This window comes from Streptomyces sp. NPDC048270 (assembly GCF_040652335.1).
Classification (GTDB): Bacteria; Actinomycetota; Actinomycetes; order Streptomycetales; family Streptomycetaceae; genus Streptomyces.
Genome location: NZ_JBEZLV010000006.1, coordinates 205,688 through 229,129, shown reverse-complemented (window position 1 = coordinate 229,129; position 23,442 = coordinate 205,688). Strand labels below are relative to the sequence as shown.

The window sequence follows — 23,442 nt, the reverse complement described above, 5'->3', positions numbered from 1 at the left end:
CCGGCGGCTATGGCCAGGTTGAACATCGCGACCATGAGCGAGGTGGCGGCCTCGGCCGAGGCCGGAGCCGAGGTGAGCATCCAGCGCTGCAGGCTCACCGAGACCCCGCCGTACGCGAGCCCCCAGGCGAGCAGCAGCACGGTCCCGGCGACCGCTCCCGGGAGGAGGGCGATCAGCGCGAGGACCACGCTGAGGCAGGCGCTGACCGTGAGCAGCGTGCGCTGCGCCCCGCGGGCCCCGGCCAGGAAGTTGCCGGCCACGCCCGCGACGCCGTACCCGAGGAGGAGGGTGCTCACGTACCGGGCGTCGATGCCGGAGACGTCCTGCAGGACGGGCCGTACGAAGGTGTACGCGGCGAACTGCCCGGTCACCACGAGGAAGGTGACGAGGACCCCGGCCCGGACCCCTCGGTTCGAGCGGAGCAGGGCGGGGAGTTGGGCGAAGGTGACGTGCCGGGTCGGCGGCAGCGGGGGCAGCAGCAGGAGCAGTGCGGCCAGGGTGAGGAGGCCGAGGGCGCCGACGGCGGCGAAGGCGGCGCGCCAGCCGCCGAGTTCTCCGAGCAGGGTCCCGGCGGGGACGCCGAGCACGGAGGCGGTGGGGACGCCGCCGAAGACGAGCGCGGTGGCCCGGCCGACGTGGCGCCGGTGGACGAGCCGTACGGCGAGACCGCCCGCGACGGCCCAGAAACCGCCGACGCTGACGCCCACGAGCACGCGGGCCGCGATCACGACGGCGAAGGACGGGGCGAGGGCGGCGGCGATGTTGGCGGCGGCCATGAGGGCGATGAGCACGCAGAGCACGAGCCGACGGTCGAGCCGGCCGGCGCCGACGGTGACCAGGGGCGCGCAGAACCCGGCGACCAGCCCGGGCACGGTGACCATCAGCCCGGCGGTCCCGTCGGAGACGCCGAGCTCGGCGCCGACGGGGGTGAGCAGGCCGACGGGCAGCAGCTCGGAGGTGATCAGGCAGAAGATCCCGAGCGCGACGGCGCAGACGGCCGCCCAGCCCTTCCAGGCGGGTCCGCCGTCCGGTGTGCGGACGGCGTGCTGCTGATCGGGCTCGGAATTCGACGCGGGGGTGCCGGGCGCGGCGGCTGAGGTCATGGATCGGGACTCCGTACGGGCTGGTCGCGGGCGGGCAGCGCTCGGCAGCACGCGGCGGCGGGGGTCGCGCCTCCCCGTCACCCGTACTGCCGTTCCCATTCTCCGTGGCCCCGGCCCATTCCGTCCCGCTCCGGTCGCTCCCGATGTGCCCGGCGGTTCCCGCACGCCGCGGCTCTGCCCGGGCGCCGCCGTCACCCGGACGCGTGATGCGGGGCCCCGGCCGGCCGGACGGTACGGCAAGGTGGTCGGATGCAGTTACGCCGGGCCGTGCCCCTCTCCTTCCTCGCGCTGCTCGCGAGCGCCGGCTGCGTCTCCGTCGGCCCGCAGGATGCGGCTCCGGTTCGGCCGGGTGGTTCCCCACCGCCCGCCAACGCGCCCGACGCGCCGCCTCCCGCGGCGGCGCCGCCCCTGGCCCTGCCCCTGGGCGAGCTGCCGGCGGCCGCCGAGGACGCCCCGGACCCGGATCCCTCGCAGGCGCCGCCCCCGGCCCGGGCCGCCCGGCCCCCCGCCGCCAGGCCCGCGAAGCCGGCGGCCCCTGCCCGGCGCCCGCGCGCGGCCAAGCCCACGCTCCCCCACCCGGTGCGGCGGCCCGCCCCGCCACCGGGCATGGACGCGGTGTGCGCGGCGGCCGAGGGCGCCGTGCCGCCCTCCATCGTGGACCTGTGCCTGCGCCAGTACGGCCGCTGATCCCGGTGAGAGGCGTGACCCTCCCGGCGATCGGCCCGCTGTACGGGGAGCTGCACCGCCGGTTCGAGGGGGCCGGCACGGCTCCGGCGGGTCCCGGCGCCGCCTCCTGCGAGACCGCGGGCGACGGGTCGGTCCTCGTACACGCCGGACTGCCGGGGGCGGCCGCCCGTCCGCGCGAAGACCTCGGCGGCGCGGTGCGCATCGTCACGCCGCCCGCGGTGGGCGGGCCGCGGCCGCCGTGCACCGGGGCCCGGTGGACGGCGTCCTGCCGACCGCGCAGGCGTTGGCGCGGTGGACCGACGCGCACGGGCACCGCTCGGCGGGCTACGCCCGCGAACTGACCCTGGCCTGCCCGGAGGACCGGGACCGGTGGGTCACCGAGCTCCAGGAGCCGCTCGCCGCGACACCGTGGGGTGCGCGCGCCGGCCGGGGGCCGGGGCGGGGGCTCAGGGGCGGCGGCCGCACGCCGAGGCGCACCGGCGGACCGTGTCGCGGCGTGCGGCGCGCAGGCGGTGCACGGTGCTGTGGCCGCGGCGGCGCCATTCGCCGCGGGGCAGCGCCGCGCGCTGGCCTCCGCCCGCGATGAGGGCGTTGACCGGGGTCATCGGGTCGGCGGCCATCGCCTTGGCCAGCAGCACGCCGACGACGAGCGGGACCAGGGCGACGGCCAGGGCCGAGCCGGCGGTGGTGACGTGCTGCATGCGCGGGCGGGCGGGCGCGCTGCTGGAGGCCTCGGAGATCATGCCCCCATTCGACCAGCGGCGGCGCGGCGGGGAATCGGGGCGGATACTCAGGCCGTTGGGCACAAGGTACTCAGACGAACGCGGCGCGGCGCGGCGGGCCCGGCACGGCGGGCCCGGCACGGCGGGCGGCGCCGCGTGGCCCGGGCAGGATAGGGGTGGTGGGTGGTGGCAGGAGCAGGGCAGGGCTTCGAGCCCGCGACCGGTGACGGCCCGGCCGCGCCGGGCGCCGGGCGGGCGGCGGAGCTGCGTACGGCCTTCGAGGGGCTGGTGCAGATCCGCCGGCTGGTCAACGGCCCTGCGGGCGAGGCGGTTCCCGCGCCGTGGGAGCTTCGGCAGCCGTCGCGTGCGGTGGCGCTCGCCCTGGAGGCGTCGGGGATCACGCCGTCGGCGGCGGACGCGGAGGGCCTGCCGACGAGGACGGGCTACCGCGTGGCCGCCGGGCCGCAGCCCGGCCGGGTCGAGGTGACCTGGACCGGCCCCAAGGGCGGGGGCGCGGCCGAGCAGGAACAGGAGCGGCTGACGGCCTGCGCGGCCGCTCTGGAACGGCTGGGCTGGGTCTGCCTTCTCTACCGGGGCCCCCGCAGGCGCCGCTTCCTCGAGGTGGAGCCCCCGCCCTGACCTCGCCGGCGGCGCCGTCGGCCCCGCCTGCGCCCCTCCCCCGCGCCGGCCTCCGTCGGCGGCACTGCTCCCGCCGCCTCCCCGCTGCCCCTCTCGGCCACCCGCGCTGCGGCCTCCGCACTGCCGCGGCCTCCACCCCGGCCCTGCGCCGACCCTGCCGCCCCCGCCGGACAAATCCGGTGGCCCGTGCCGCCCGTACCCCCGACACTCGTCGCATGGGCATGCTCGACGTACTGGCGGACCGCGTCAGCCGGGGCGAGACCGTGGAGTTCCGGCCGACGGGCGGATCCATGGCGCCCCTCGTCCACAGCCGCGGGCTCGTACGGGTCGCGCCGGCCGATCCCGCGCTGCTCGAAGTCGGCGACATCGTGCTGGCGCGCGTCTCGGGCTCGGTGTACCTGCATCTGGTGTCGGCCGTGGACGCGGCCCGCCGACGCGTGCAGATCAGCAACAACCGGGGGCGGGTGAACGGCTGGACCGGACACGACCGGGTGTTCGGGATCTGCGTGGCCGTGGACGGCGTACCCCGCCCGGGCGCGGCGGACAAGGTCCGCCGGCCCGTCGTCCGGCAGCTCGTGATCGCCGCCAGGCGGCTCGACCTGGTCCCCCTGCACCCCTCGCACGCCGACGAGATGGCCCTCGTGCTCGCCGATCCCGCCCTCCACTCCTTCATCGGCGGGGCACCGCTGCCGCCCCGCGCGCTGCGCGCCCGTTACGAGCGGCTCGCCGCCGGCTCGCCCGATCCCGCGGTCGTCTGGGTCAACCGGGTGCTGCGGCTGCGCGGGCAGGGGTGCCTGGTCGGCACCGTCCAGGCCACGATCACCCCGGCTCTCGACCGCGCCGAGCTGGCCTGGACGGTCGGCAGCCCCTGGCAGGGCCGGGGGTTCGCCACGGAGGCCGCCCGGGCCCTCGCGGACTGGCTGACGGCGCTTCCCGTCGGGCAGTTGGTCGCACACGTGCATCCGGACCACACCGCCTCGGCGGCCGTCGCGGCGGCCTGCGGGCTGCGCCCGACCCCGTACCGCCAGGACGGCGAGATCCGCTGGGAGTCCGCCGCCGGCGCGGGCCGCGGCGGCCTCAGCTCAGGGTGAGCAGCACGACGTCGACCTCTTCGCCGCGCTCCAGGGAGAAGTCCCGGTCGCGGCCCGTCACGGTGAACCCGCACTTCTCCAGCACCCGGATGGAGCCCGCGTTGTCGGCCGCGGCCCCGGCGTGCAGCGGACGGGTCCCCTCCAGCCGGACCAGCGCGGCCAGCGCCCCGGTGCCGATGCCCCGGCCCCAGTGCTCGGCGCCGATCACGTAGGTGACCTCGCGTGCGCCGGGCGGCCCGAACACGGCGGCGTGCCCCGCCACGATCCCGTCGGCCAGGACGGTGCGCAGCAGCACGTCGGGGTCGTTGCGCACCTTCGCCCAGTGGGTGTCGAAGGGCTCGCGGTCGTAGTGGTGCTTCCGGGTGATCGCGGCCATCCGCCGGACCCGCGGGTCGGTCAACTGCCGCCAGAAGACGTCCAGGTCGCTGTCCTGCGTCTCGCGCAGCTCGATCGCCATGCGCCCACCCTACGATCGGGCGCGCGAGGGGCGCGGGCCGGGAACGGCCGGCGCCCCTCACACTTCCGCCGGCGTCACCTCACGGCGCACCGAAGGTCAGCGTCAGCTGCGGGGTGCCCTCGGCCGCCTGTGCCTCCGAGGACCAGAGCCACAGGGCGTCCGTACCCGTGCTGCTCAGGGCCAGGCCGTAGCCTCCGCCGAGGGCCGCGGCGACGGTCGGGGTGTCCAGGCCCGCGGTGTGCACCGCCGAGCCGTCCGGGATCCCCGCGAAGCTGCCGAGGGGCGGACTCCCCAGGGCGGGCCGGTTGTTGTACGTGGCGCTGCCCTCGGTCCACGGCCCGGTGACCGGGACGACCGAGACGGTGTCCGCCGTTCCGGCTCCGCTCATCGTGCTCGTCTTGACGCTGAGGGCGGCCGACTTCAAGGCCGTGCCCGCGGGTGCGGCGGGCAGGTTGAAGCGCAGGTAGCTCGCGTAGAACGAGGTGCCCCGTACGGCGAGCGAGCTCGAGGTCCCGTAGTTGCCGTCGGGCGCGCCCGCGTTGGCGTAGGTGTCCTCCGAGGCGGTCACCCGTACCACCGAGTCGGCCGGGGCGGTGGCGAGGGCGTGGTGGTGCTGCACCTGCGCCGCGCTCAGGACGGTCGGGTAGACGGCGGTCTCGTCGAGCCGGCCCGCCCAGTACTCGCTCGTCGGGCGGTCCGGCCAGCCGCCGAGGCTGTCGCCGCCGGCGTGCCAGTAGCCCGAGAAGTTCTCGTGCGTGGTGACGCCCAGCGTGCCCTTCTGGACGCCGTCCACGTAGAGGGTCATGCCGCCGGGCCCCTGGGTGGCGACGGCGTGGTGCCACTGGTCGTCGTTGTAGGCGGCGCTCGTGGTGACGGTGCGGGTGGCGCCCGTGTAGACGCCGAAGACGAGCCGGCCGTCGTTGGTCATGTAGAGGTGCTTGTCGTACTGGTTGCTGCCGCGCGCCTGGTTGTTCCCGAAGCCGAAGAGCTTGCCGCCGCGGGTGGTGCTCGTCCTGAACCAGGTCTCGATGGTGTAGGTGCTGCCCACGGTCTGGCGCTTGTCCCCGTACACCTGGGTGTCCGTGCCGTTGAAGCCGATCGCCGTGCTCGAGCCGGAGACCGCGCCGGGAGCCTGGCGCAGGGCGGGGGCGTTCAGGTGCACGCCGCTCTGGTTGCCGCCGTCCGAGGAGTCGGCGGCGAAGGGCAGGGCGGACTCGTCGTAGCGCCAGTACTGCTGGGCGCCGTCGGCGCGCACCTGGTGCGGGTAGGCGTCGACGGAGGTCGGCACGGTGACGCTCGCGGTCCCCGACAGGGCGCTGGTGTTCCCGGCCGCGTCGCTCGCGGTCACCCGGTAGGTGTACGTCTGGCCCGGGGTCACCGTGGTGTCGGTCCAGGAGGCCTGCGGGCGGCGGAAGAACAGCGAGTCGGCGGCGACCGTGGCGATCGGTGCGGCCGAGCCGTTGCGGTGGATCCGGTAGGTCAGCGTGCTGTCGTCCAGGTCGAGGCTGGTGCGCCAGCGCACCTGGACCTCACCGGGCTTGAAGCTGACGGCGCCGGCGAGGGGCGTGCTGGGCGCGCCGGTGTCCCCGGTGGAGGCGAAGCGCGTCAGGCTCTGCTGGGCCGCGCCGTTGACGGTGGTGAACTCCCCGCCGACCCACAGGTACTGGACGCCGCCCTTGGCGCCGACCGCCATCACGCGGGGCCCGATGCCCTCGCCGATGCCGTCGTTGGTGTCGGGGGCCCAGCCCAGTTTGCCGGTTCCGCCGGTCGGCTGGGCGAGCAGGTGGTGGCGCTGGCCGTCGGGGAACTCGCCGACGCTGGAGCAGTCGTGGGCGTGCGAGGCGCTGTAGAGCACGTTCTGGTGGGGAAGTACGGCCTGGGTGGCGCCGAGGCAGGTGTCGCGCCAGCGCTGGCCGAAGCCGGCGAGGTCGAGCGCGATGCGGCCGTCGAAGACCCCGCCGCCCGTGCCCTCGTTGGCGGTGTAGAAGCCGGTGGCGTCGGTGGCGATGTCCTTGACGACGGAGTTGGTCTCGATGAAGCCGGGATAGGAGGTGGTGAGGGCGCCGGTGGTGGCGTTCACGACGGCCAGCGCGTGGCTGTTGGCCCCGTTGACGGTGAAGAAGTCACCGCCGAGTATCACGCCGGTGCCGTCGGGGGTGACCTCGACGGCGCGGCCGGGTTCGTCGGCGTTGGCGGTGAAGGGGCGCAGGGACCCGTCGGCCGCGTCGACCGCGGCGAAGCGTTCGCGCTGCTGGCCGGCCACGGTGAGGAAGTCACCGCCCGCGTAGACGGTGTCGCCGGTGACGGCGAGGGCCCGTACGGTGGCCGCGAAGGCGGGGCGGAAGCCGGTCTTCACGGTGCAGGTGGCCACGTCGACGGCGGCGAGGCTGGAGACCGGGGTGCCGTTGACGGCGCCGAAGTAGCCGCCCGCGTACAGGGTCTGCTGGTCGGGCGAGAGGGCGAGTGCGCGGACGGTGGCGGTGCCGGAGCCGACGGTGAAGGAGAGCGCGCAGGAGGCCGGGGCGCCGGTGGCGGCGTCGAGCGTCGCGAAGTTCACGGCCTGCTGTTCGCTGCCGGCGCCGCCGGCCGGTGGGCGTACGGTCGAGAAGGTGCCGCCGACGAAGACCTTGCCGCCCGCCTCGGCGAGCGCCCAGACCACGCCGTTGGGCTGCCAGGTCGGCAGGGCGTCGGCCGTGAAGGCCACGGGCGGGGTGACGGCCGCCGCCTGCGGGACGAGGCCGAGCCCGGCGCCGGTTCCGGCCAGGGACAGGGCGAGAGCGGCCGCCAGTCGTCTGGATCTACGCATGAACCCCCCAGTTCGGTGTGGTGCGCGGCCGTGTCGTGCCGGCCGCGCGTCATGGCCGGAAACCGCCGAACGGCGGTCCGCGGTCATGCGTACGGGCGCACCCTAGGGCGAATCGGCCTTCCGTTCACCCCACTTGGCACATCGGATGCCGAATCGCACCGTGCCCGCGGAGGGCGGCGGCGGGCCGGTGCGGGTCGGGCCGCCGGAAGGGGCGGCAGCGGAGGGCGGCCGGGGCGGGGCGGGCGGCGGCGCGGGTGCTGAAGGCGGTGCCCGCCGCGCACTCCGGATCCGGACGGCAGCCGCAGGTCAAGTTACCGGCCGGTCCGGGCCCGGGGGGAGGCACCGTGGCGAAACGGCCCCGCGCGGGGCCGCGTCCCTCTACGGTGCCCTGAGGTGATGGGCACGGCACCGGAGCGTGGAGGGGTGGGGCGGATGGACGAAGAAGAGGACATGCGGCTGGCGAGGCTGACTCCGGAGATCTCGCGCCGCACGCTCGCGATGCTGCGCGGCCTCGCTGGCCTGGAGCCGCCCGAGCAGGTTCCCGAGGATGCCATGGCGGTCACGGACGAGATCCTGGCCGAGTACGGCACCGACGGGCTCCGGGTGCTGGCGATGACGCTGGCGGCCTGGGCGACGGCGCAGATCGAGAACGTCGCGGAGCTGAGCGGGCGCAGCCACGAGGCGGTGCTGGACACCATGGAAGTGGCCTGCCTGGAGGCGAACGCCGAGGACTAGGGCGCAGGGGGGCCGCCGCGGACCGGGGCAGACCGGGGCGGAGGACGGCCGCCGGCGGCCGGTCCGCGCACCCTGTGCAAGAAGCGCCGCCCGATCCGGTCTGGATCGGGCGTGCGTCGGCGACACTGGGTGTAGCAGTGCGCCGTGGGGGGTCGTGATCGGAGGCCGTCGTGAGCACACCTTCCCCCGTCCGGATGGCTGCCGTGCTGTCCACCGAGCATCGCGGCCTGCTGATGTCCCAGGCCCGCGAGGTCAATTTTCCCGAGGGTGCACGGATCTTCGATGAGGGCACCCGGGCGGAGTCCTTCTGGATCGTGCGCTCCGGCACGGTGACCCTGCAGATCCCGGTGGCCGGCCGCCGCACGCCCGCGCCGGTGGAGAACCTCGGTCCCGGTGAGCTGGTGGGCTGGTCCTGGCTGTTCCCGCCGTACGCGTGGCAGCTGAGCGCCGAGGCCATGACGCCGGTGCGCGCGTACGAGTTCGACGGCGCGAGGGTGCGGATGCTCATGGACGCCGATCCCGCCTTCGGGTCCGCGATCGGCCACTGGGTCGGGCGGGTCCTGGCGCTGCGGCTGCACCAGACCCGGACCCGGCTCCTCGACCTGTACGCGCCGCGCGCCTCGGCGAACTGAGCCGGGCTCCCCCGGGACGCGGGGAACCCGGACCCTCCCCGCGGGCCGTTTCGGTGAGGTTTCGGGGCTGTCTCCGGTCGGTGTTCGGCCGATTCGGCGGCATGCTCCGGCACAGGTCAGCCGATGCCGCACCGCTGCGGACTGCACTCATCCGTACACGATCGGTGACGAAAAACGGCGGTGCGAACGGGCGTTCACGGCCCGGGTGGGCAAGACTCTGTCCGCTATCCGAAACAGCAACCCAAGGGAGTGTTCGAAATGCGGTCCATCACCAGGGGTCTCGGGCTCGGCTCCGCCGCCATGGCGCTCACCGCGCTCACCGCGCTGGCCTGGCCCGGGTCGGCCGGAGCCGCCCAGTCCGGCACGGAAAGCCTGTACGCCCCGTCCGCGCTCGTCCTCGGGGTGACCGCCGGGGACGACACCGCGACCGGCACCGTGCTGCGCGCGGTGACGCTGGTGTGCGCACCGACGCCGGGCGGGACGCACCCCAACCCGGCCGCCGCCTGTGCCGAGTTACGGTCGAACGCACCGGCCCTCGACGCCCTCGCGGCGCCCGAGCCCGGCACCGCGTGTACCAAGGAGTGGAACCCCATGACGGTGACGGCCGACGGGGTGTGGCAGGGCAGCCGGCTGAACTACACGTACACCTTCGGCAACCCGTGCGGCATGCGCAACACCAGCGGCACCCTGTTCGACTTCTGACGGCCACGCGGTGCGAGGCCCGGCCGGGCGGCCCGTCGACAGCCGCCCGGCCGGGACAACCCCCGGACCGGTCAGCCCAGTTCGAGGCTGGTGACCCCGTAGAGGCCGGCCAGGTCGACTGCGGGCGCCGGACCGGTGTACATCCGGGCGGTCTCGAAGACCGGAGCCAGCCCGAGGTCCGCGAACAACGGGGCGGCCTTCGGGTTGGCGTCCGGTACGTCCACGCACACCAGCCCGCCGGGGGCCTGTTCCGCCAACCCGCGCAGCAGGGCCGCCGCCACGCCCGGGCCCGCAGCGTAGAGCGGGCCCACCCGGGAGGCCCCGCTGGACGGGCGGACCACGCCGATGCCCTCGATCCGGCCCTCGCGGACGGCGGCCAGCGCCGTCCGGCCGGGCAGCCCCGTCCAGGCGGAGAGGAAGGCGTCGCGGGCCTCGGGGAAGAACCGGCGGTCGTAGGCGGCGAGTTGGCCGAAGGGCAGGGAGGCCGCGTCCACCACCTCCACTCCCCCGGCGCCCGCCGCACCGCCCCGCGGAGCGCCTTCGTACCGGACGTTGTTCCAGGCGTGGCGGAAGCCGGACTTGCGGTAGTTCTCCTGCTGCTCGACCACCCCGTCCAGGCCGATGAGGCGCCCGTCGAGGCGCCGCATCGCCGCGTCCCAGAGCCGGATGCCGTAGCCCTGGCCGCGGAAGGCGGGACGGGCGATGTAGAAGCCGATGAAGCCGAAGCCGGCGCCGTAGCGGACCGCGGAGACACAGGCCGCCGGTTCGCCGCCCTGCCGGCCGACGAGGAAGCCCTCCGGATCGGCGACCGCGAAGGCGAACCGGTCCGAGTCCCCCGGGTTCCAGCCCTCTTCGTCGGCCCAGCCTCGGATCATCTCCATGTCTGCGGCGCTCGCGCCGGCGATCTGGAATCCAGTCATGCCGATGTTGTAGCAGGCCGGGAAGACCGGGACGCACCGGTCCGCCGAACGGGTGTCAGCCCGCGCAGATCACGTCGTCGACGCGGATGGGCTGGGAGTCCAGGCGCACGTAGGCGGTGAAGGTGTCGGTGAGCCCCGCCTCCCAGTGGGTGGTGACGGTGGCCCAGCCGACCCCGGCCGACTGGGCGACGGTGACCGGTCCCACCACGATGTTCCACGGCACGTTCTGCGCGCAGAGCAGGACGTCGGCGCCGGGGCTCTCCTTCTGCCTGTCCTTGAGCACCTGCGAGACGCGGGTCTCGCGGTCCTGAAGGGTCGGACCGTGTTCGCCGTAGAAGCCGACGAGGAAGCGGCCGATCACATCGGCGGAGTGCCGCTCCGGCACCGGGGGTGCCACCACCGGCGACGCGAGGGCGGGAACGGACGAGAGGGTCGCCGGCGCCAGCAGGGTCAGCAGCAGGGCGCCAAGGCTGTACGGCTTGAGCTTCATGCCGGGTTTGTACCCGCCCATCGCGGCCGAGGGCAGAGGCGCGGCCCGGATCTCACCCCTGTGGAGGGCTTGATTCACCGCAGACGGCCGAACGGGTGGTGCGATAAAGGGGTCGCGGCCGCCCGGGGCCCGTACGTAGGGTCGGATCATGGGGAAGCCGCTCGTCGCAGTGTTCAGTGGGGCCGGGATGTCCACCGATTCCGGGATTCCGGACTACCGGGGGCCGCAGGGGCTGTGGAGGCGCGAGCCCGACGCCGAGAAGCTCGTGACGTACGAGTACTACATGGCCGATCCCGACATCCGGCGCCGGTCCTGGCTGCTGCGCGCCGAGCTCGGCGCGCTCGGGGCGAAGCCCAATGCCGCGCACCTGGCCGTGGCGGAGCTGGAGCGCGGCGGGACCCCGGTGCGGGTCATCACGCAGAACGTGGACGGGCTGCACCAGCTCGCCGGGCTGCCCGCCCGCAAGGTGTTCGAGCTGCACGGCACGGCACGGTCGGTGGTGTGCACGGCCTGCCGCGCCCGGACCCCGATGGACGAGGCGCTCGCCCGGGTCGCCGCCGGGGAGCCGGACCCCGCCTGCCTGGCGTGCGGCGGGATCCTCAAGGCGGCGACCGTGATGTTCGGCGAGCGGCTCGACCCCGGGGTGCTGGGTCAGGCGGTGGCCGTGGCCAAGGGCTGCCAGGTCTTCATCGCCGTCGGGTCCACCCTCCAGGTCCAGCCGGCGGCCTCGCTGGCCGGGATGGCGGCGGAGGCCGGGGCCCGGCTGGTCATCGTGAACGCCGAGGAGACCCCCTACGACTCCCTCGCCGACGAGATCGTGCGCGAACCGATCGGCACCGCCCTGCCCAGGCTGCTGGCCGAGATCGCCTAGCCGGAGAACCCGTCGGCCGCCCGCCGCATCTCCGCAGACCGGCCCCGGGCCCGAGATTCATCGGTGGGCCCGGGGCCGGTCTGTGATCGGGCGGTCATTCGCCCGTACGGCCTACTTCGCGGGCTCGGCGCCCTTCGCGAGCATGCGGTCGACGACGCGCTCGGTGGCGTGGCCGTCGTCCAGGTCGCAGAACTCGTCACGGAACGCCGCCCGCGCCTGCGCGTACTCCTCGCCGAGGGCGTCCGCGTTCTTCACGGCCTCGATCAGGCTCGCCGAGTCCGCCAGCAGCGGGCCGGGGGCCTTCGCCTCCAGGTCGAAGTTGAAGCCGCGCAGGGTGCTCTTGTAGTGCGCCAGGTCGTACGTGAAGAGCAGGACCGGCCGGTCGGTGAGCGAGAAGTCGAAGATCGCGGAGGAGTAGTCCGAGATCAGCACGTCGGCGACCAGCAGCAGGTCGGTGGCGTCGGGCCAGCGGGACACGTCGACGACGAATCCGTCGCGGACGCCCTCGCGGACCTGCTCCCCCACGTGGTGGTGGCCGCGGACCAGCAGGACGTGGTCCTCGCCGAGCTCGCGCCGGGCGTGCTCCAGGTCGATCCGCAGGTCGAGCTTGTAGCCGCCGGACCAGCCCTCGCAGTTCTCCCGCCAGGTGGGCATGTACAGGACGACCTTCTTGCCCTCGGGCAGGCCGAGCCGCCGCCGGACCTCGGCGACGCGGTCCGCGTCGGGCCGGACCAATGCGTCCGTCCGCGGGCTGCCGGCCTCGATGACCTCGCCGTCGTAGCCGAGGGCGCGCTTGAGGAGGGGGGTCGCGTACGTGCCGGGGGACGCGAGCAGGGTCCACTGGGCGCTGTCGTGCGCCAGCCCCTCCAGGATCTCCGGGCTCGTGTAGTAGTCGTGCACGAAGTCGTGGCCGATCTGCTTGATCGGCGTGCCGTGCCAGGTCTGGACGACGACCTGCCCGGCGCGGCGCTCGAAGTGCAGCGGCACGTTGTCGTTGGTCACGTAGTAGCGGGCGCGGGCCAGCAGCTCCCAGGACTCCACGCTGCCGTACTGCACGGCGCGGGCGGTCGCCGGGACCTCGGCGCGGCCGTCGCGGACCAGCCAGATGTGCTCCAGCTTCTCGCCGCGGCGCACGAGCTCCTCGTGGATGGCGCGCGGGGAGTCGCCGGCGCCGTTGCCCTGGAAGGTGTCGTAGACGACGACGTCCTTGACGGGCAGGGCGCGCTGCGCCGGGTAGGTCTCGAAGCGGGCGACGCGCTGGGCGTACCGGGAGCGGTCGTGCGGGCTGAGCAGCGGGTCGGCCACCAGCACCATGCGGTCGTGGAAGCGGGTCTCGACCCGCATCCGGCGGCCCTCCACGGTGAGGGGGTGCGGTCCGGCGAAGAGCAGGCCGGGGCTCATCTGCACGGGGGCGCCCCGGTCGACGCCGAGCAGGCCCGCGGTCGTGCCGCCCTGGGCGGCCGGGCGCAGGGTGGGCCACCAGCGGCCCTCGGGCAGCGTGGTGCGGCCCGCGTACGCCTCGGGGAGCACGGGCTCGAAGGTGGTCGCGAAGGTGTCGCCGTCCCGCGTGACGGGGTGGCTGAACTCCACGCCGTGCGCGTTGTGCAGGACGAACTCGTACGGCTCGTCCGTGGGCGCGACGAACCGGCCGCGCAGGCTCACGGTGCCGTCCTTGGCCTCGACGGCGTCGATCAGCGGCGGCGAGGGCTGCACGGAGAGGGTCAGGTGTCCGCTGGTGCCGCGCTTGGCGTAGAGCGCGCGGTCCGCGCTCCCGCCGGGCAGGGGCAGGACGAGGCCGGCGAAGCCGCCGCGCTCGTCGTGGGCCAGCCGGTGCTCGGTGCCGTCGGCGCCGATCACGGAGAGGCTCCAGGGCTCCGGGGTCCACTCGCCGGGCTCGCACGGGGCGTCCGGTACGGCGGCCAGGTCGGCCAGCGGCACCCGGGCGGTGAAGGGGGTGCGGCCGGAGACGGGCGCACCGGTCTCCAGCGTGAAGGCGAGGGCGGTCTCGGTGGAGACGTGGACGGCGCGCAGGGTGGCGCCGGCGCCGATGGCGGCCGCGAGCTCACCGATGATCTCGACGGCGTCGTCGCCGGCGGGCCGCACGTCCAGGGCGCGGGCGCGGACGATCTCGACCTGGATGGTCAGGGAGCTGGTGACCGTCGGGACGATGCGGACGTCGGGGGCCACCCAGTGCGCGGGCGGGTTGTGGCCGGTGTCGTGCTCACCGCCCCTGAGCCGGGCGCGGTGCAGGCCGCCGGCTCCGGTGACGGCGACGGAGGTGGTCCATATCCCCTCGTGCCACTTGCCGCCCGACTGGAAGATCGAGGGGTCGACGACGGCGGTGAAGCCGGCCCAGTCGGCGTGCCGCAGCGCGAGGTGCGGGGCCTTCACGGTGGCCATCGGGGAGGCGACCGTGCGGGTGCTGACCACGGAGCGGCGGCGCTTGCCCCCCTCGCGGAAGATCAGCATCTTGCGGGAGCCGAGGCGGCTCTCCGCGCCGAGGTGGCCGGGCAGGGCGTAGCCGCGCAGGAGCAGCTTGCCGTCGGCCCAGGCCGCCTGCTCCAGGCGGCTGACGACGCGGCGCTCGCGCGGGCCCAGCGTGAGGATCTTGGCGGGGACCGGCGGGCGGCCCTGCAGGAACGGGTAGTCCGCCTGCGGGCGGGCGATCCCCTTGACCGGGACGCTGTAGTGGTAGTCGCGCTGGTGGTTCTGGAGCGCGATGAAGTCCTCGACGCGGCCTTCGCTGGCCAGGAAGGCCTTCAGGCGGTCGGCGACGGTCAGGTCGGACCAGGGGGCGGTGCCGATCTCGCGGACGAGGCCGCCGACCTCCTTGACGAACGCGGCGCGGAAGTCGGCGCCGCCTTCACCGACGTACTTGTAGATGAGCGGGAGTTCCTCGCTCAGCACGTTGTAGTCGTAGTCGCGGAGGTAGCGGACGTACTTGGCGCCCTGCTTGGCCTTGAGGGACTCGCGGACCAGGCGGACGGACTTCACGCGGTCGATGAGGGAGACCGGGTCGGTGGAGCGCTGGGTGATCGAGCGCTCGCCGGTCTCGCGGACGCGCCAGTGGTAGACGCAGTCGCTGAGGATGTCGACGCTGGAGGCGAAGTAGTGCGCGGGGATGCTGACCGGGGCGTCCTCGTAGAGGATGCCCTCCGGGTACTGGAAGCCGTGCTCGTCCCAGAAGGTGCGCCGGTAGACCTTGTTCCACGCGGTGCGGTCGGTGACCAGCGCCGGGAACGTGGAGATGTGGGTCTTCAGCTGCGTCTTCGCGAAGGCCGCCCGGTGGCCCCAGGACTGCTGCATGCCGACGGAGCGGAAGCGCTTGACGTTGCCGCCGGCGAAGTCCGAGCCCGTCTCGTCGAGGGCTTCGATCATCCGCTGGTAGGCGTAGTCCGGCATGGTGTCGTCGCTGTCGACGAAGGCCAGGTACTCGCTGTCCGGGTGGATGTGGCGGGCGCCCGCGTTGCGGGCGGCGCCGAGGCCGGCGTTCTCCTGCATGACGACCCGGAAGCGCTTGTCCCGTGCGGCGAACGCCTTGGCGATGACGGCGCTCGTGTCCGTGGACCCGTCGTCCACGAGGACGGCCTCGAAGTCCTCGAAGGTCTGAGCGGCGATGGATTCCAGGCACTCGTCGAGGTAGAGCTCGACGTTGTAGACGGGGACGACGATGCTCAGGCGCGGGGGCATGGGTGGCAGGTTCTCCAGCATTTTGTGCTCTATTGATGATCAGCTACTCACAGCATCTTACTAGCTAGCAGAATCGTGAACTCCTCCGATACCGGGCATACCACGGCCGATCGCCGGGGCGGACGGCAAAGAATTCAGCCGCCCGCCACCTCGACGATGCGCAGCCGCGCCGCCCGGCGGGGCGCGGCCGGGAGGAGGCCCCCCGGTCAGATCTCCAGCTCCGCCTCGATCCGGCTCAGCTGGTGACGGGCCATCGCGAGGTTGGCCCGCCCCCGGTCGAGGGCGAGGTAGAGGAAGAAGCCCGAGGAACCCCTGCCCTTCAAGAGGCGGATCAGGTGGTACTGGTTCCCCAGAGTGATGAGAATGTCCTCGATCTCGTCCTTGAGCCCCAGCATCTCCATCGTGCGGACCTTGGCGCGGACCACGTCCGTGTTGCCCGCCGCGGCGACCCCGAGGTCCAGGTCCTTGCCGCCCCCGACGGTGCCGAGGGCCATTCCGCTGCCGTAGTCGACCAGGGCGGCGCCGAGGGCGCCGTCGATGACGGTGGTGGCTTCCTTGAGTGTGGTCTCGACGTTTGCCATGACTGGTTCCTCTTCCTTCGTTCTCTGCTGGGGCGCCACCGGATCCGGTGGGTGGGGTGTCGGCTGGTCAGGGTCAGGCGGGCAGGACGGGCGGGGCGGGCGGTACGGGCGGCAGGGGCGGGGCGGGGAGGGAGCCGGGCCCCCGCCGCCCGAGCGTGTGGTCGATGAGCTCGGCTATGCGCAGGCTGGAGCGCCGGGCCTCGAGGTGGAGGCGCCCGACGTTCACGCGCGTCTCGGCGGTCAGGGTGAGGACGGCCGCCTCGCCCGCCGCGTAGGTGGCCACGTAGCCGTGCTCGCCGCGCACCAGCAGTTCGCGGAATCCGCCCTGGCCGGTGCTGTCGCTCAGCCGCTGGGCGACGCCGAGGGCGGCCGCGGTCAGGGCCGCGACGGTCTCGCCCTCGGCGGCGGCGCTGTCCTGGGCGAGCACGAGGCCGTCGGCGCTGGCGGCGAGGGCGCCGGTGAGCTGGGGCACGCGGGCCCGCAGCCTGCGCAGCTCGGCGAGTATCTCGGCCTCCGCCTCGGGCGGCACCGTGCTCATGTCTGCCTTTCTCCTTTCGGGCTGCCTCCGCTCGGAGCGGTCGGCTCGCAGGGCCGGTCGCAGCGGGAGCCTCACAGGCTTGCCTCCAGTGCGTCGCGTAACCGGCGGAGCAGCGCCACGTCCGGGGATTGGGCCTGGGTCATCCAGTCGGGCAGGGGTTCCGCGATCGGCGGCGGCGCCGGGGTGTGCGGGGTCTCGACGAGTCCGGCCGCCGCGAGGCGCCGTACGTCGAGCAGCGTGTGGAAGGCGGGCCTGCCCAGGACCCAGGCGAGGTCCGCGGGGGTGCGCACGCCGTCGGCCTGGCGCAGCAGGAGCCGCTGCCGGGCGGTGACGGTCTGGCCGGGTGCGGCGGCCCGCGGTACCACCGGGGCGGTGTCGAGCAGCGGGTAGGGCCAGACCGCGTCGAGGAGTTCCCTGCGGCGCCGGGTCTCGCGTTCCACGGCGGCTGCCGGGACGGACCGGACGGAGCCGATCCAGTGGGTGGCCCCGCGGCGGAAGCGGGAGGGACCGCTGCCCGGGGAGAGGGCGAAGAAGGCGGCGTCGAAGATGGCGGCTATGTGGCAGATCTCCAGTTCACCGCCCGCGAGGCCGCCGCTGTCGACGAGGAAGCGGGCGACCTGGCGGCGGGCGCCGGCCCGGTCCACGGCCTCGCGCCAGCGTTCGGGGGCGAGGCCGCCGCCGGTGGTGAGCAGGACGTCCAGGCCCGGGGTGGCCGGGCTCTCGGCGTGGACCACGTTGCCGTTCTCCAGGAAGAGGGTGCCCCGGTCGCGTAACAGGGCGCCGGTGGCGCGTTCGGCGGCGAGCCGGGTGAGGAGCGGGGAGACGGCGACGGACACGGTCGGTGCCGGGACGGTCATCTGAGCACCAGGCCTTCCGCCAGGGAGCGGAGTCTGAGGCGGGCGAGGGCGAGGTTGCCGTCGGTCCGGTCGAGCCACAGGTGCAGGAAGACGCTGCTGTCGAAGCTCGTCTCGACGAAGCGCAGCACGTGGTAGCCGGTGCGGGTGGTGACGATCAGGTCCTCGACGGGCTGTCCGGTGGCGCCGCCGGGGGCCGCCTCACCGGGTGCGGCGTCCGCCGCCGGGGCGAAGGACTCGTACTCGGCGGCCGCCCGGGCCAGCTCGGCGGTCTCGGCGGCGGTGGTCTCGTGGTCGCCCACGGGCGACTCCCCCGCCGTGCCGAGGGCCAGTCCGCTGCTCCAGTCGACCAGCGCGGCCCCCCGCGCACCAGGCAGGGCCATGGCTTCGAGCAGGCATTCGTCGATCCCGGGCACGCGGGCTCCCCTCCCGGCCGGACGTGCGGAGTGCACGGTCGTACGGCGCGACAGGAGGGAACTTACTCAAGTTCCACAGTGCGGAAGGGGGTTCTGGCATTTTCCGCTGGAACATGCGCCGAAGCACGCGACAGCTTGGCCGGAACCCGTCGACTTTTGATCACGAAGCGAGCGGGAGATCGTCCGAGAGCCGGAACGACCCGCCCTCGCGCAGTACGTAGCCCTCGTGGCTGAGGGTGCGCAGCAGGTGGTAGACGGTGGGCAGCGGGATCCCGGTGAGCCGCGCGAGCCGCTTGGCCGTCACCCCGCCCTCGGCGTACATCGCTTCCAGCAGGCGCAGCGCGCGCTGCACGGAACCGATCAGGGTGGGCGTGCTGTCCTTCTGACCGTGGTCCTGGGTGCGGCTCTGGGTGCGGCTCTGGGTGCGGTCCTGGCTCTGCTGGCTGTGGTCGGCGCGCATGAGTGGTCCCCCTGCTCCGGTACGAGGCCTGGCAGAGCCATCAAAGTCCCTCACCAGCCGCAAAACCAGCTGACTCGCGTAAACCTGAGCATAAGATCACCGGACCTCGGTCCAGGCCTCCAAGTGCCAGGCCTTGTCCAGGGCGAGGGCGTGCGGGCTTCCCGCGACGATCAGGCCGGTCTCGCGCGGGGTGCCCGGTTCGAAGGCGAGCAGCAGGGATCCGTCGGGTGCGGCCTGTGCCGATTCGACGCGGCACAGGGTGAGTTCGCCGAGCAGGGCCAGGGGGTTGGCGGGCAGGGAGCTCCCCGCGGAGGGGACCGTCCGTACGTCGCCCTCGATGCCGTAGCCCACCCGCACCCAGCCGAAGAGCGGCTGTTCGAGGCGCCAGGAGGCGTCGATGCGCAGCCTGCTCTCCCGGTCCCGCGACTCGTCGAGGAAGGTGACGACGTAGCTGGACCGGCGTTCGCCCACCTCGACGACGACCGCGTCCTCGAGCTCCTCGGGCGCCGGAGCCCCCGCCGCCGGGCGCGGGCCGCCGGCCCCGCTCCGGAAGCAGTGCGGGTCCAGGCACTCGGGCACCGGGTCGAGGGCCGGGCCGTGCCCGGGGGTCAGATCGAGGAGGCCGGCCCACAGGGCGGGCACCCCGTGGCGCAGGACCAGGGCGAGGACGTCTTCGGCGGCCCGGTCGGCGCTGCGCTCGTCGGTGATCGTCCACCAGTGGTCGTGCGGATGGCCGAGGAGCTGCCCGATCCGCATGTGCCAGCCGACGGGCCCGACCCGATTGGCCGAAATCCTGCTCCCGAGCGCGGGGCGCCGCCGCCGCAGGGCCTCGTGGTCCTCGTGCAGGGCGGCCCGCAGGTTGACCGTGAACCGGCACCGCTCCGCCCCGTCACCGTCGCCGGCGCTGCGCTGGAACCCGACCAGCGCATGGTCGGGCGCGCACTCCCGCAGCCGGTACTCGAGCCCGGTCCCGGTGAATCCGGCGTCGCGGAGGGCGGGCGCGATCTTCCGGCGCAGCATCTGGTGGAACAGGTCGGTGGCATTCACCCCGCCAGTGTCACAAACCCCCGACCGCCCGGGCAAAACCCATCCGCGCAGTTCAGCCCGGGTGCCCGGGCCGGACGCCCGCCTGCGGTGCTGCTCCGGCCGCGGATCCGAGGGGGGAGCCGGCCCCCGGCCCGGGCCGTCCTGGCACGTCAGGTGATCCGGGAAGGCGGCCTGAGCGGCCGGCGGCGCGCGGGCTACGCCGGGGGCGGGCTCTGGAGGAGGCGCTCGGCCATCGTCTCGATCAGGCCCTCCACCGGGTGGGCGTCCAGGAGCGTGGGGGCGGTCAGGTCGTCCACCATGAGGCCCAGCATCGCGAGGTAGAGCAGCACCACGCCCCGGCGGTCGCCGGGCAGGCCCGACTCCAGGTGCCAGGCGACGTTCTCCTCCAGCTCCGAGGCCAGGAACCCGGCGAGCTCCGCCTGGAGTTCGGGGCGGCGGGTGGCCTCCAGGCGGAGTTCGAGCATGGCGATGTGGACGCTGCGCTCGCGGCGCATCCGGTCCAGCAGCTCGCCGAGCAGCACCCGGGCCTCCAGCGGGCCGGTCAGGTCCGCCGGGTCCGGGACCAGCCGTTCGCGGGTGCGGTGCAGGATCTGTACGAGCAACTGGGCCCGGTTGGCGAAGTAGTTCGAGGTCGTGCCCGTGGGCACGCCCGCCTCCGCGTCGACCGCGCGCAGCGTCAGGCCCCGCGAGCCCTCGCGCGCGAGGACTTCGATGGCCGCGTCGAGCAGCGCGGCGCGGCGCTGCGGGTTCTGGCGCATGGGCAGGTCCCTGGTCGGGTGCGGCACGTCATGTGAGCACTGCACGCGCAGTGCTTCGCACAAGGTATCGGATGGACCGGTCCGGGCCCTCCCCACCGCCCCCTCCCGCGTGCCAGGCTGGCCCGTCATGGAGCGGATCATCGAGGAGATACGCGAGGACCTGGCCCGCCGCCTGGCCGTGGCGGCGGACCGGCTCGCCGACCGGACGCTGGCCGAGGACCCCGCGTACGCCGCCCTGCTCGGCCGGGCCGAGCTGCGCGAGCGGATCCACCACAACCTCCGCCAGGCCGTCGAGGGCCTGGTGCGCAGCTCCCGCGGCCTTCCGGTGGAGCTCGCCGACGCCCGGGCCACCGGCACGCTGCGGGCCGAACAGGGGCTGCCGCTCTCCTCGTTGCTGCGCGCCTACCGCAGCGGCGGCCGACTGCTGTGGGCGGCCCTGACCGAGGCCGTGGCCGCGCACGACCGCTCGGCGCTGCCACGCCTGCTGCCGGGCGCGAGCGTGCTGTGGGACGTGCTGGACCAGCTGACGGACGCCGTGTCCGAGTCCTACCGGCGCACGGAGGCCGCCCGCTCGGACCGCGACCGGGAGCGCCGCGCGGCCCTGCTGGACGTGCTGCTGGACGGCTCGCCGGCCCCCGGCGGCCCCACGGCCTCCGAGGCGGCGGCGCAGCTGGGGCTGCCCGAACGCGGCCGGTTCGCCGTGTTCGTGGTGGCCGCCGACGGCTCCCCCGGCGCGGCGGAGGCGGCCGCGGACAAACCCGCCGCCGCGGCGCCCCGCGTGCTGTGGCGGATCCGGGCCGGCGGCGAGACCGGCCTGGTGGAGCTGGGGCACCATCCGCTGGAATCCGTACGGGAGTTGCTCGCCCCGCTCGGGGTGCGCGCCGGGGTCAGCCCGGTCATGGAGGCGCCCGCCGAGCTGGCCCGCGCCCACCGGCTGGCCGCTCTGGCGCTGCGCACCGCCCCCGAGTCCGGCGGCCCGCGCACCGCCCTGCTGGACGAGGGGCTGCCGGCGGCGCTGGTCGCCGCCCAGGCCGAACTCGCCGGACGGCTGCGGACGGTGGTGCTGGGTCCGGTGCTGGCGCTGCCCGCGGAGGACCGCAGGCTGCTGCTGACCACGCTGGGCACCTGGCTGGCCTGCCAGGGCTCGACGACGTACGCCGCGCAGCGGCTGTACTGCCACCGCAACACGGTGTCGAACCGGCTGCGCCGCCTCGAGCAGCTCACCGGCCGCTCCCTGGCGGACCCCCGGCACGTGGTGGAACTGGCGCTGGCGCATGCGGCGGTGGCCCAGCGGGCCGCCTCCGCTACGGCGCGGCCGGGGGCGGGGTCTTCGCCGACTCGAGCAGGTACGGCACGTCGATCACGGCGACCCCCGGGGTGAACAGCAGCCGGGCCTTCAGCCGCAGCGCGTTCTGGTTGTGCAGGGGCTGCTCCCACCAGTGGCCGACCACGTACTCCGGGATCACCACGGAGAGCACGTCCGTGGAGCTGTCGGAGGCCAGCTCCTCGACGTGGGCGAGGACCGGGCCCACCACCTCGCGGTACGGGGAGTGCAGGATCTTCAGCGGGAGGCCCGGGGCGTGCTCGGCCCACTCCTCGCGCAGCCGGGCCGCTTCCGTCTCGTCCGCGGCGACGGTGACCGCGGTCAGGGTGTCGGGGCGCAGGGCCTGCGCGTAGCCGAGGGCCTTGAGGGTGGGGGCGTGCACGGAGGCGACCAGGACCAGGACGTGGTGGCGGGCGGGCTTGCGCGGTTTCGCGCCGGGGGCGACGGCGACCTGCCGGGCGACCTGGTCGTAGTGGCGGCGCACGCCCTTCATGCCGAGGAACAGCAGCGGCATGGCGATGACCACGAGCCAGGCGCCGTGCGTGAACTTGGTGATCAGGACGATGACCAGGACCAGGGCGGTCAGGGAGGCGCCGACCGCGTTGATGGCGAGCCGGCGGTGGATGTGCACCCGTTCCTCGCGCGGGGTGGCGGGAGAGGCGAGCTCCCTCCTCCAGTGCCGGACCATGCCCGCCTGGGAGAGGGTGAAGGAGACGAAGACGCCGATGATGTAGAGCTGGATGAGCCGGGTCAGTTCGGCGTCGAACGCGACGATCAGGGCGATGGCGGCGAGCGCGAGCAGTACGACGCCGTTGGAGTAGACGAGCCGGTCGCCGCGGTTGAAGAGCTGGCGGGGCGCGTACCGGTCCTTGGCCAGGATCGAGGCGAGCATCGGGAACCCGTTGAAGGCGGTGTTCGCGGCGAGGATCAGCACGCCCGCGGTGACGGCCTGGAGCAGGTAGAAGAGGAAGTGCCAGCTCCCGAAGGTGGCGCGGCCGATCTGCGCGAGGGCGGTGGAGGTGGGGGTGCCGGGCGGCAGGCCCAGCTCGGTGGGGTCGGCCGCGACGTGCACCTGGTAGGTCATGGCGAGCGCGGTGATGCCCATGAACATGGTCACCGAGAGCACGCCCATCGCGGCGAGGGTGGTCGCCGCGTTCCTGGCCTTGGGCTTCTGGAAGGCGGGGACGCCGTTGCTGATGGCCTCGACGCCGGTGAGGGCCGTACAGCCGGAGGCGAAGGCGCGCATCGCCAGGAGCACCACGGCGAGGCCGGTGTAGGTGCCGGCCTCGGTGATGGGCAGGTGCGCGGACTCGGCGCGGATGGTGTCACCGGTCGCCATCCGTACAGCGGCGCAGGCGAACATGATGTAGATGACGAGGACGAAGCCGTAGGTGGGGAGGGCGAAGACGCGGCCGGACTCGCGTACGCCGCGCAGGTTCATCAGGGTCAGCAGCACCACGAACCCCACCGACAGGCCGACCTCGTGGTCGTTCAGGGCCGGGATGGCCGAGGTGATCGCGGCGACGCCGGAGACCACGGAGACGGCGACGGTCATCACGTAGTCGACGAGCAGGGCGCTGGCGGCGGTCAGGGCGGCGGTCTGGCCCAGGTTCTCGGAGCTGACGACGTAGGCACCGCCGCCGCCCGGGTAGGCGTGGCAGGTCTGCCGGTAGGAGGCGATGACGACGACGAGCAGGAAGACGATGGCGGCGGCCGCGTACCAGGTGAGGTGGAGCAGCGCGACGCCGCCGAGGGCGAGGATCAGCAGGATCTCCTCGGTGGCGTAGGCCACGGAGGAGAGCGGGTCGCTGCAGAAGATCGGCAGGGCGAGCCGTTTGGGGAGCAGGGTCTCGCCCATCCGGGCGGTGTCGAGGGGTTCACCGACCAGTACGCGCTTCATATTGATACGCCTCATTGGG

Annotated in this window: 22 protein-coding genes and 1 pseudogene; 8 read left to right on the top strand and 15 right to left on the bottom strand. The window is 74.2% G+C overall.

Features of this window, described 5'->3' with window-relative positions:
- Positions 1-1,103, bottom strand: a 1,103-nt coding sequence (locus AB0D66_RS08945) for an MFS transporter (RefSeq protein ID WP_362298840.1), incomplete at its 3' end; no start/stop codon positions are given.
- A 249-nt stretch (positions 1,104-1,352) separates the two neighbouring features.
- Between AB0D66_RS08945 and AB0D66_RS08940 the strand changes: the two genes are divergently transcribed.
- Positions 1,353-1,790 (top strand): hypothetical protein, encoded by a 438-nt coding sequence (locus AB0D66_RS08940; protein ID WP_362298837.1) that lies wholly within the window; start codon positions 1,353-1,355, stop codon positions 1,788-1,790.
- A 446-nt stretch (positions 1,791-2,236) separates the two neighbouring features.
- Here AB0D66_RS08940 and AB0D66_RS08935 read toward each other — a convergent pair whose 3' ends face one another.
- The gene (locus AB0D66_RS08935; RefSeq protein ID WP_362298834.1) at positions 2,237-2,533 is read right to left on the bottom strand and encodes a hypothetical protein; all 297 of its coding nucleotides are present in this window, start codon (positions 2,531-2,533) and stop codon (positions 2,237-2,239) included.
- A gap of 165 nt (positions 2,534-2,698) precedes the next feature.
- Here AB0D66_RS08935 and AB0D66_RS08930 point away from each other — a divergent pair, with 165 nt between their 5' ends.
- Both AB0D66_RS08930 and AB0D66_RS08925 read left to right on the top strand, forming a co-directional pair.
- Entirely contained in the window at positions 2,699-3,151 is a 453-nt protein-coding gene (locus AB0D66_RS08930; RefSeq protein WP_362298831.1) for a hypothetical protein, read from the top strand.
- A gap of 575 nt (positions 3,152-3,726) precedes the next feature.
- Positions 3,727-4,242: a GNAT family N-acetyltransferase gene (locus AB0D66_RS08925; RefSeq protein WP_362298881.1), complete on the top strand. Its 516-nt coding sequence runs from the start codon at positions 3,727-3,729 to the stop codon at positions 4,240-4,242.
- Here the strand turns inward: AB0D66_RS08925 and AB0D66_RS08920 are convergent.
- Positions 4,229-4,699: a GNAT family N-acetyltransferase gene (locus AB0D66_RS08920; RefSeq protein WP_362298828.1), complete on the bottom strand. Its 471-nt coding sequence runs from the start codon at positions 4,697-4,699 to the stop codon at positions 4,229-4,231. The two genes, AB0D66_RS08925 and AB0D66_RS08920, sit on opposite strands and share 14 nt — an antisense overlap.
- A 79-nt stretch (positions 4,700-4,778) precedes the next feature.
- The gene (locus AB0D66_RS08915) at positions 4,779-7,505 is read right to left on the bottom strand and encodes a DNRLRE domain-containing protein (RefSeq protein ID WP_362298825.1); all 2,727 of its coding nucleotides are present in this window, start codon (positions 7,503-7,505) and stop codon (positions 4,779-4,781) included.
- A 432-nt stretch (positions 7,506-7,937) separates the two neighbouring features.
- On the opposite strand from AB0D66_RS08915, the gene AB0D66_RS08910 reads away from it, so the two are divergent.
- The 3 genes from AB0D66_RS08910 to AB0D66_RS08900 all read left to right on the top strand — a co-directional run bounded on the left by AB0D66_RS08910 (position 7,938) and on the right by AB0D66_RS08900 (position 9,574).
- Positions 7,938-8,240 carry a hypothetical protein gene (locus AB0D66_RS08910; protein ID WP_361763106.1) on the top strand — a complete coding sequence of 101 codons (303 nt, stop codon included), beginning with the start codon at positions 7,938-7,940 and terminating at the stop codon, positions 8,238-8,240.
- A 170-nt stretch (positions 8,241-8,410) separates the two neighbouring features.
- A complete protein-coding gene (locus tag AB0D66_RS08905) occupies positions 8,411-8,872 on the top strand; it encodes a cyclic nucleotide-binding domain-containing protein (protein WP_362298822.1) in 462 nt (153 codons plus the stop codon).
- Positions 8,873-9,130: 258 nt separating this feature from the next.
- Entirely contained in the window at positions 9,131-9,574 is a 444-nt protein-coding gene (locus AB0D66_RS08900; protein WP_362298820.1) for an SSI family serine proteinase inhibitor, read from the top strand.
- A gap of 71 nt (positions 9,575-9,645) precedes the next feature.
- Here AB0D66_RS08900 and AB0D66_RS08895 read toward each other — a convergent pair whose 3' ends face one another.
- Together AB0D66_RS08895 and AB0D66_RS08890 are read right to left on the bottom strand one after the other, a co-directional pair.
- The gene (locus tag AB0D66_RS08895) at positions 9,646-10,494 is read right to left on the bottom strand and encodes a GNAT family N-acetyltransferase (protein WP_362298818.1); all 849 of its coding nucleotides are present in this window, start codon (positions 10,492-10,494) and stop codon (positions 9,646-9,648) included.
- Positions 10,495-10,549: 55 nt separating this feature from the next.
- Positions 10,550-10,984 carry a hypothetical protein gene (locus tag AB0D66_RS08890; RefSeq protein WP_362298815.1) on the bottom strand — a complete coding sequence of 145 codons (435 nt, stop codon included), beginning with the start codon at positions 10,982-10,984 and terminating at the stop codon, positions 10,550-10,552.
- A gap of 148 nt (positions 10,985-11,132) precedes the next feature.
- Between AB0D66_RS08890 and AB0D66_RS08885 the strand changes: the two genes are divergently transcribed.
- On the top strand, positions 11,133-11,855 hold the full coding sequence (locus tag AB0D66_RS08885; RefSeq protein ID WP_362298812.1) for a Sir2 family NAD-dependent protein deacetylase: 723 nt from the start codon (positions 11,133-11,135) through the stop codon (positions 11,853-11,855).
- A 111-nt stretch (positions 11,856-11,966) separates the two neighbouring features.
- Here AB0D66_RS08885 and AB0D66_RS08880 read toward each other — a convergent pair whose 3' ends face one another.
- From AB0D66_RS08880 to AB0D66_RS08845, 8 genes and pseudogenes are all read right to left on the bottom strand, one after another.
- Complete coding sequence (locus AB0D66_RS08880) at positions 11,967-15,545, bottom strand: bifunctional glycosyltransferase family 2 protein/CDP-glycerol:glycerophosphate glycerophosphotransferase (protein ID WP_362298810.1); 3,579 nt, start codon at positions 15,543-15,545, stop codon at positions 11,967-11,969.
- A 206-nt stretch (positions 15,546-15,751) separates the two neighbouring features.
- The gene (locus AB0D66_RS08875) at positions 15,752-16,126 is read right to left on the bottom strand and encodes a hypothetical protein (protein ID WP_362298807.1); all 375 of its coding nucleotides are present in this window, start codon (positions 16,124-16,126) and stop codon (positions 15,752-15,754) included.
- Positions 16,127-16,199: 73 nt separating this feature from the next.
- The gene (locus tag AB0D66_RS08870; protein ID WP_362298878.1) at positions 16,200-16,655 is read right to left on the bottom strand and encodes a roadblock/LC7 domain-containing protein; all 456 of its coding nucleotides are present in this window, start codon (positions 16,653-16,655) and stop codon (positions 16,200-16,202) included.
- Positions 16,656-16,735: 80 nt separating this feature from the next.
- Positions 16,736-17,521 carry a transcriptional regulator gene (locus AB0D66_RS08865; protein ID WP_362298804.1) on the bottom strand — a complete coding sequence of 262 codons (786 nt, stop codon included), beginning with the start codon at positions 17,519-17,521 and terminating at the stop codon, positions 16,736-16,738.
- Entirely contained in the window at positions 17,518-17,934 is a 417-nt protein-coding gene (locus AB0D66_RS08860; RefSeq protein ID WP_362298801.1) for a hypothetical protein, read from the bottom strand. The genes AB0D66_RS08865 and AB0D66_RS08860 overlap by 4 nt, the downstream gene beginning before the upstream one ends.
- A 193-nt stretch (positions 17,935-18,127) precedes the next feature.
- Positions 18,128-18,298: pseudogene (locus AB0D66_RS08855) on the bottom strand (helix-turn-helix domain-containing protein); the annotation flags it as partial.
- Positions 18,299-18,490: 192 nt separating this feature from the next.
- Positions 18,491-19,441: a DUF4304 domain-containing protein gene (locus AB0D66_RS08850; RefSeq protein WP_362298798.1), complete on the bottom strand. Its 951-nt coding sequence runs from the start codon at positions 19,439-19,441 to the stop codon at positions 18,491-18,493.
- A 194-nt stretch (positions 19,442-19,635) separates the two neighbouring features.
- Entirely contained in the window at positions 19,636-20,199 is a 564-nt protein-coding gene (locus AB0D66_RS08845; RefSeq protein ID WP_362298795.1) for a TetR family transcriptional regulator, read from the bottom strand.
- 127 nt (positions 20,200-20,326) lie between these two features.
- Between AB0D66_RS08845 and AB0D66_RS08840 the strand changes: the two genes are divergently transcribed.
- The gene (locus AB0D66_RS08840; RefSeq protein WP_362298792.1) at positions 20,327-21,580 is read left to right on the top strand and encodes a helix-turn-helix domain-containing protein; all 1,254 of its coding nucleotides are present in this window, start codon (positions 20,327-20,329) and stop codon (positions 21,578-21,580) included.
- Here AB0D66_RS08840 and AB0D66_RS08835 read toward each other — a convergent pair.
- Positions 21,504-23,438 (bottom strand): APC family permease, encoded by a 1,935-nt coding sequence (locus tag AB0D66_RS08835; RefSeq protein ID WP_362298790.1) that lies wholly within the window; start codon positions 23,436-23,438, stop codon positions 21,504-21,506. The two genes, AB0D66_RS08840 and AB0D66_RS08835, sit on opposite strands and share 77 nt — an antisense overlap.
- Between the last annotated feature and the right edge of the window lie 4 nt (positions 23,439-23,442).

Bases quoted from the DNA above. Each gene is read 5' to 3' on its own strand.
- AB0D66_RS08940 (WP_362298837.1), top strand. From the start codon at position 1,353: ATGCAGTTACGCCGGGCCGTGCCCCTCTCCTTCCTCGCGCTGCTCGCG.
- AB0D66_RS08935 (WP_362298834.1), bottom strand. From the start codon at position 2,533: ATGATCTCCGAGGCCTCCAGCAGCGCGCCCGCCCGCCCGCGCATGCAG.
- AB0D66_RS08920 (WP_362298828.1), bottom strand. From the start codon at position 4,699: ATGGCGATCGAGCTGCGCGAGACGCAGGACAGCGACCTGGACGTCTTC.
- AB0D66_RS08915 (WP_362298825.1), bottom strand. From the start codon at position 7,505: ATGCGTAGATCCAGACGACTGGCGGCCGCTCTCGCCCTGTCCCTGGCC.
- AB0D66_RS08910 (WP_361763106.1), top strand. From the start codon at position 7,938: ATGGACGAAGAAGAGGACATGCGGCTGGCGAGGCTGACTCCGGAGATC.
- AB0D66_RS08900 (WP_362298820.1), top strand. From the start codon at position 9,131: ATGCGGTCCATCACCAGGGGTCTCGGGCTCGGCTCCGCCGCCATGGCG.
- AB0D66_RS08895 (WP_362298818.1), bottom strand. From the start codon at position 10,494: ATGACTGGATTCCAGATCGCCGGCGCGAGCGCCGCAGACATGGAGATG.
- AB0D66_RS08890 (WP_362298815.1), bottom strand. From the start codon at position 10,984: ATGAAGCTCAAGCCGTACAGCCTTGGCGCCCTGCTGCTGACCCTGCTG.
- AB0D66_RS08885 (WP_362298812.1), top strand. From the start codon at position 11,133: ATGGGGAAGCCGCTCGTCGCAGTGTTCAGTGGGGCCGGGATGTCCACC.
- AB0D66_RS08880 (WP_362298810.1), bottom strand. From the start codon at position 15,545: ATGCCCCCGCGCCTGAGCATCGTCGTCCCCGTCTACAACGTCGAGCTC.
- AB0D66_RS08875 (WP_362298807.1), bottom strand. From the start codon at position 16,126: ATGGCAAACGTCGAGACCACACTCAAGGAAGCCACCACCGTCATCGAC.
- AB0D66_RS08865 (WP_362298804.1), bottom strand. From the start codon at position 17,521: ATGACCGTCCCGGCACCGACCGTGTCCGTCGCCGTCTCCCCGCTCCTC.
- AB0D66_RS08845 (WP_362298795.1), bottom strand. From the start codon at position 20,199: ATGCGCCAGAACCCGCAGCGCCGCGCCGCGCTGCTCGACGCGGCCATC.
- AB0D66_RS08840 (WP_362298792.1), top strand. From the start codon at position 20,327: ATGGAGCGGATCATCGAGGAGATACGCGAGGACCTGGCCCGCCGCCTG.
- AB0D66_RS08835 (WP_362298790.1), bottom strand. From the start codon at position 23,438: ATGAGGCGTATCAATATGAAGCGCGTACTGGTCGGTGAACCCCTCGAC.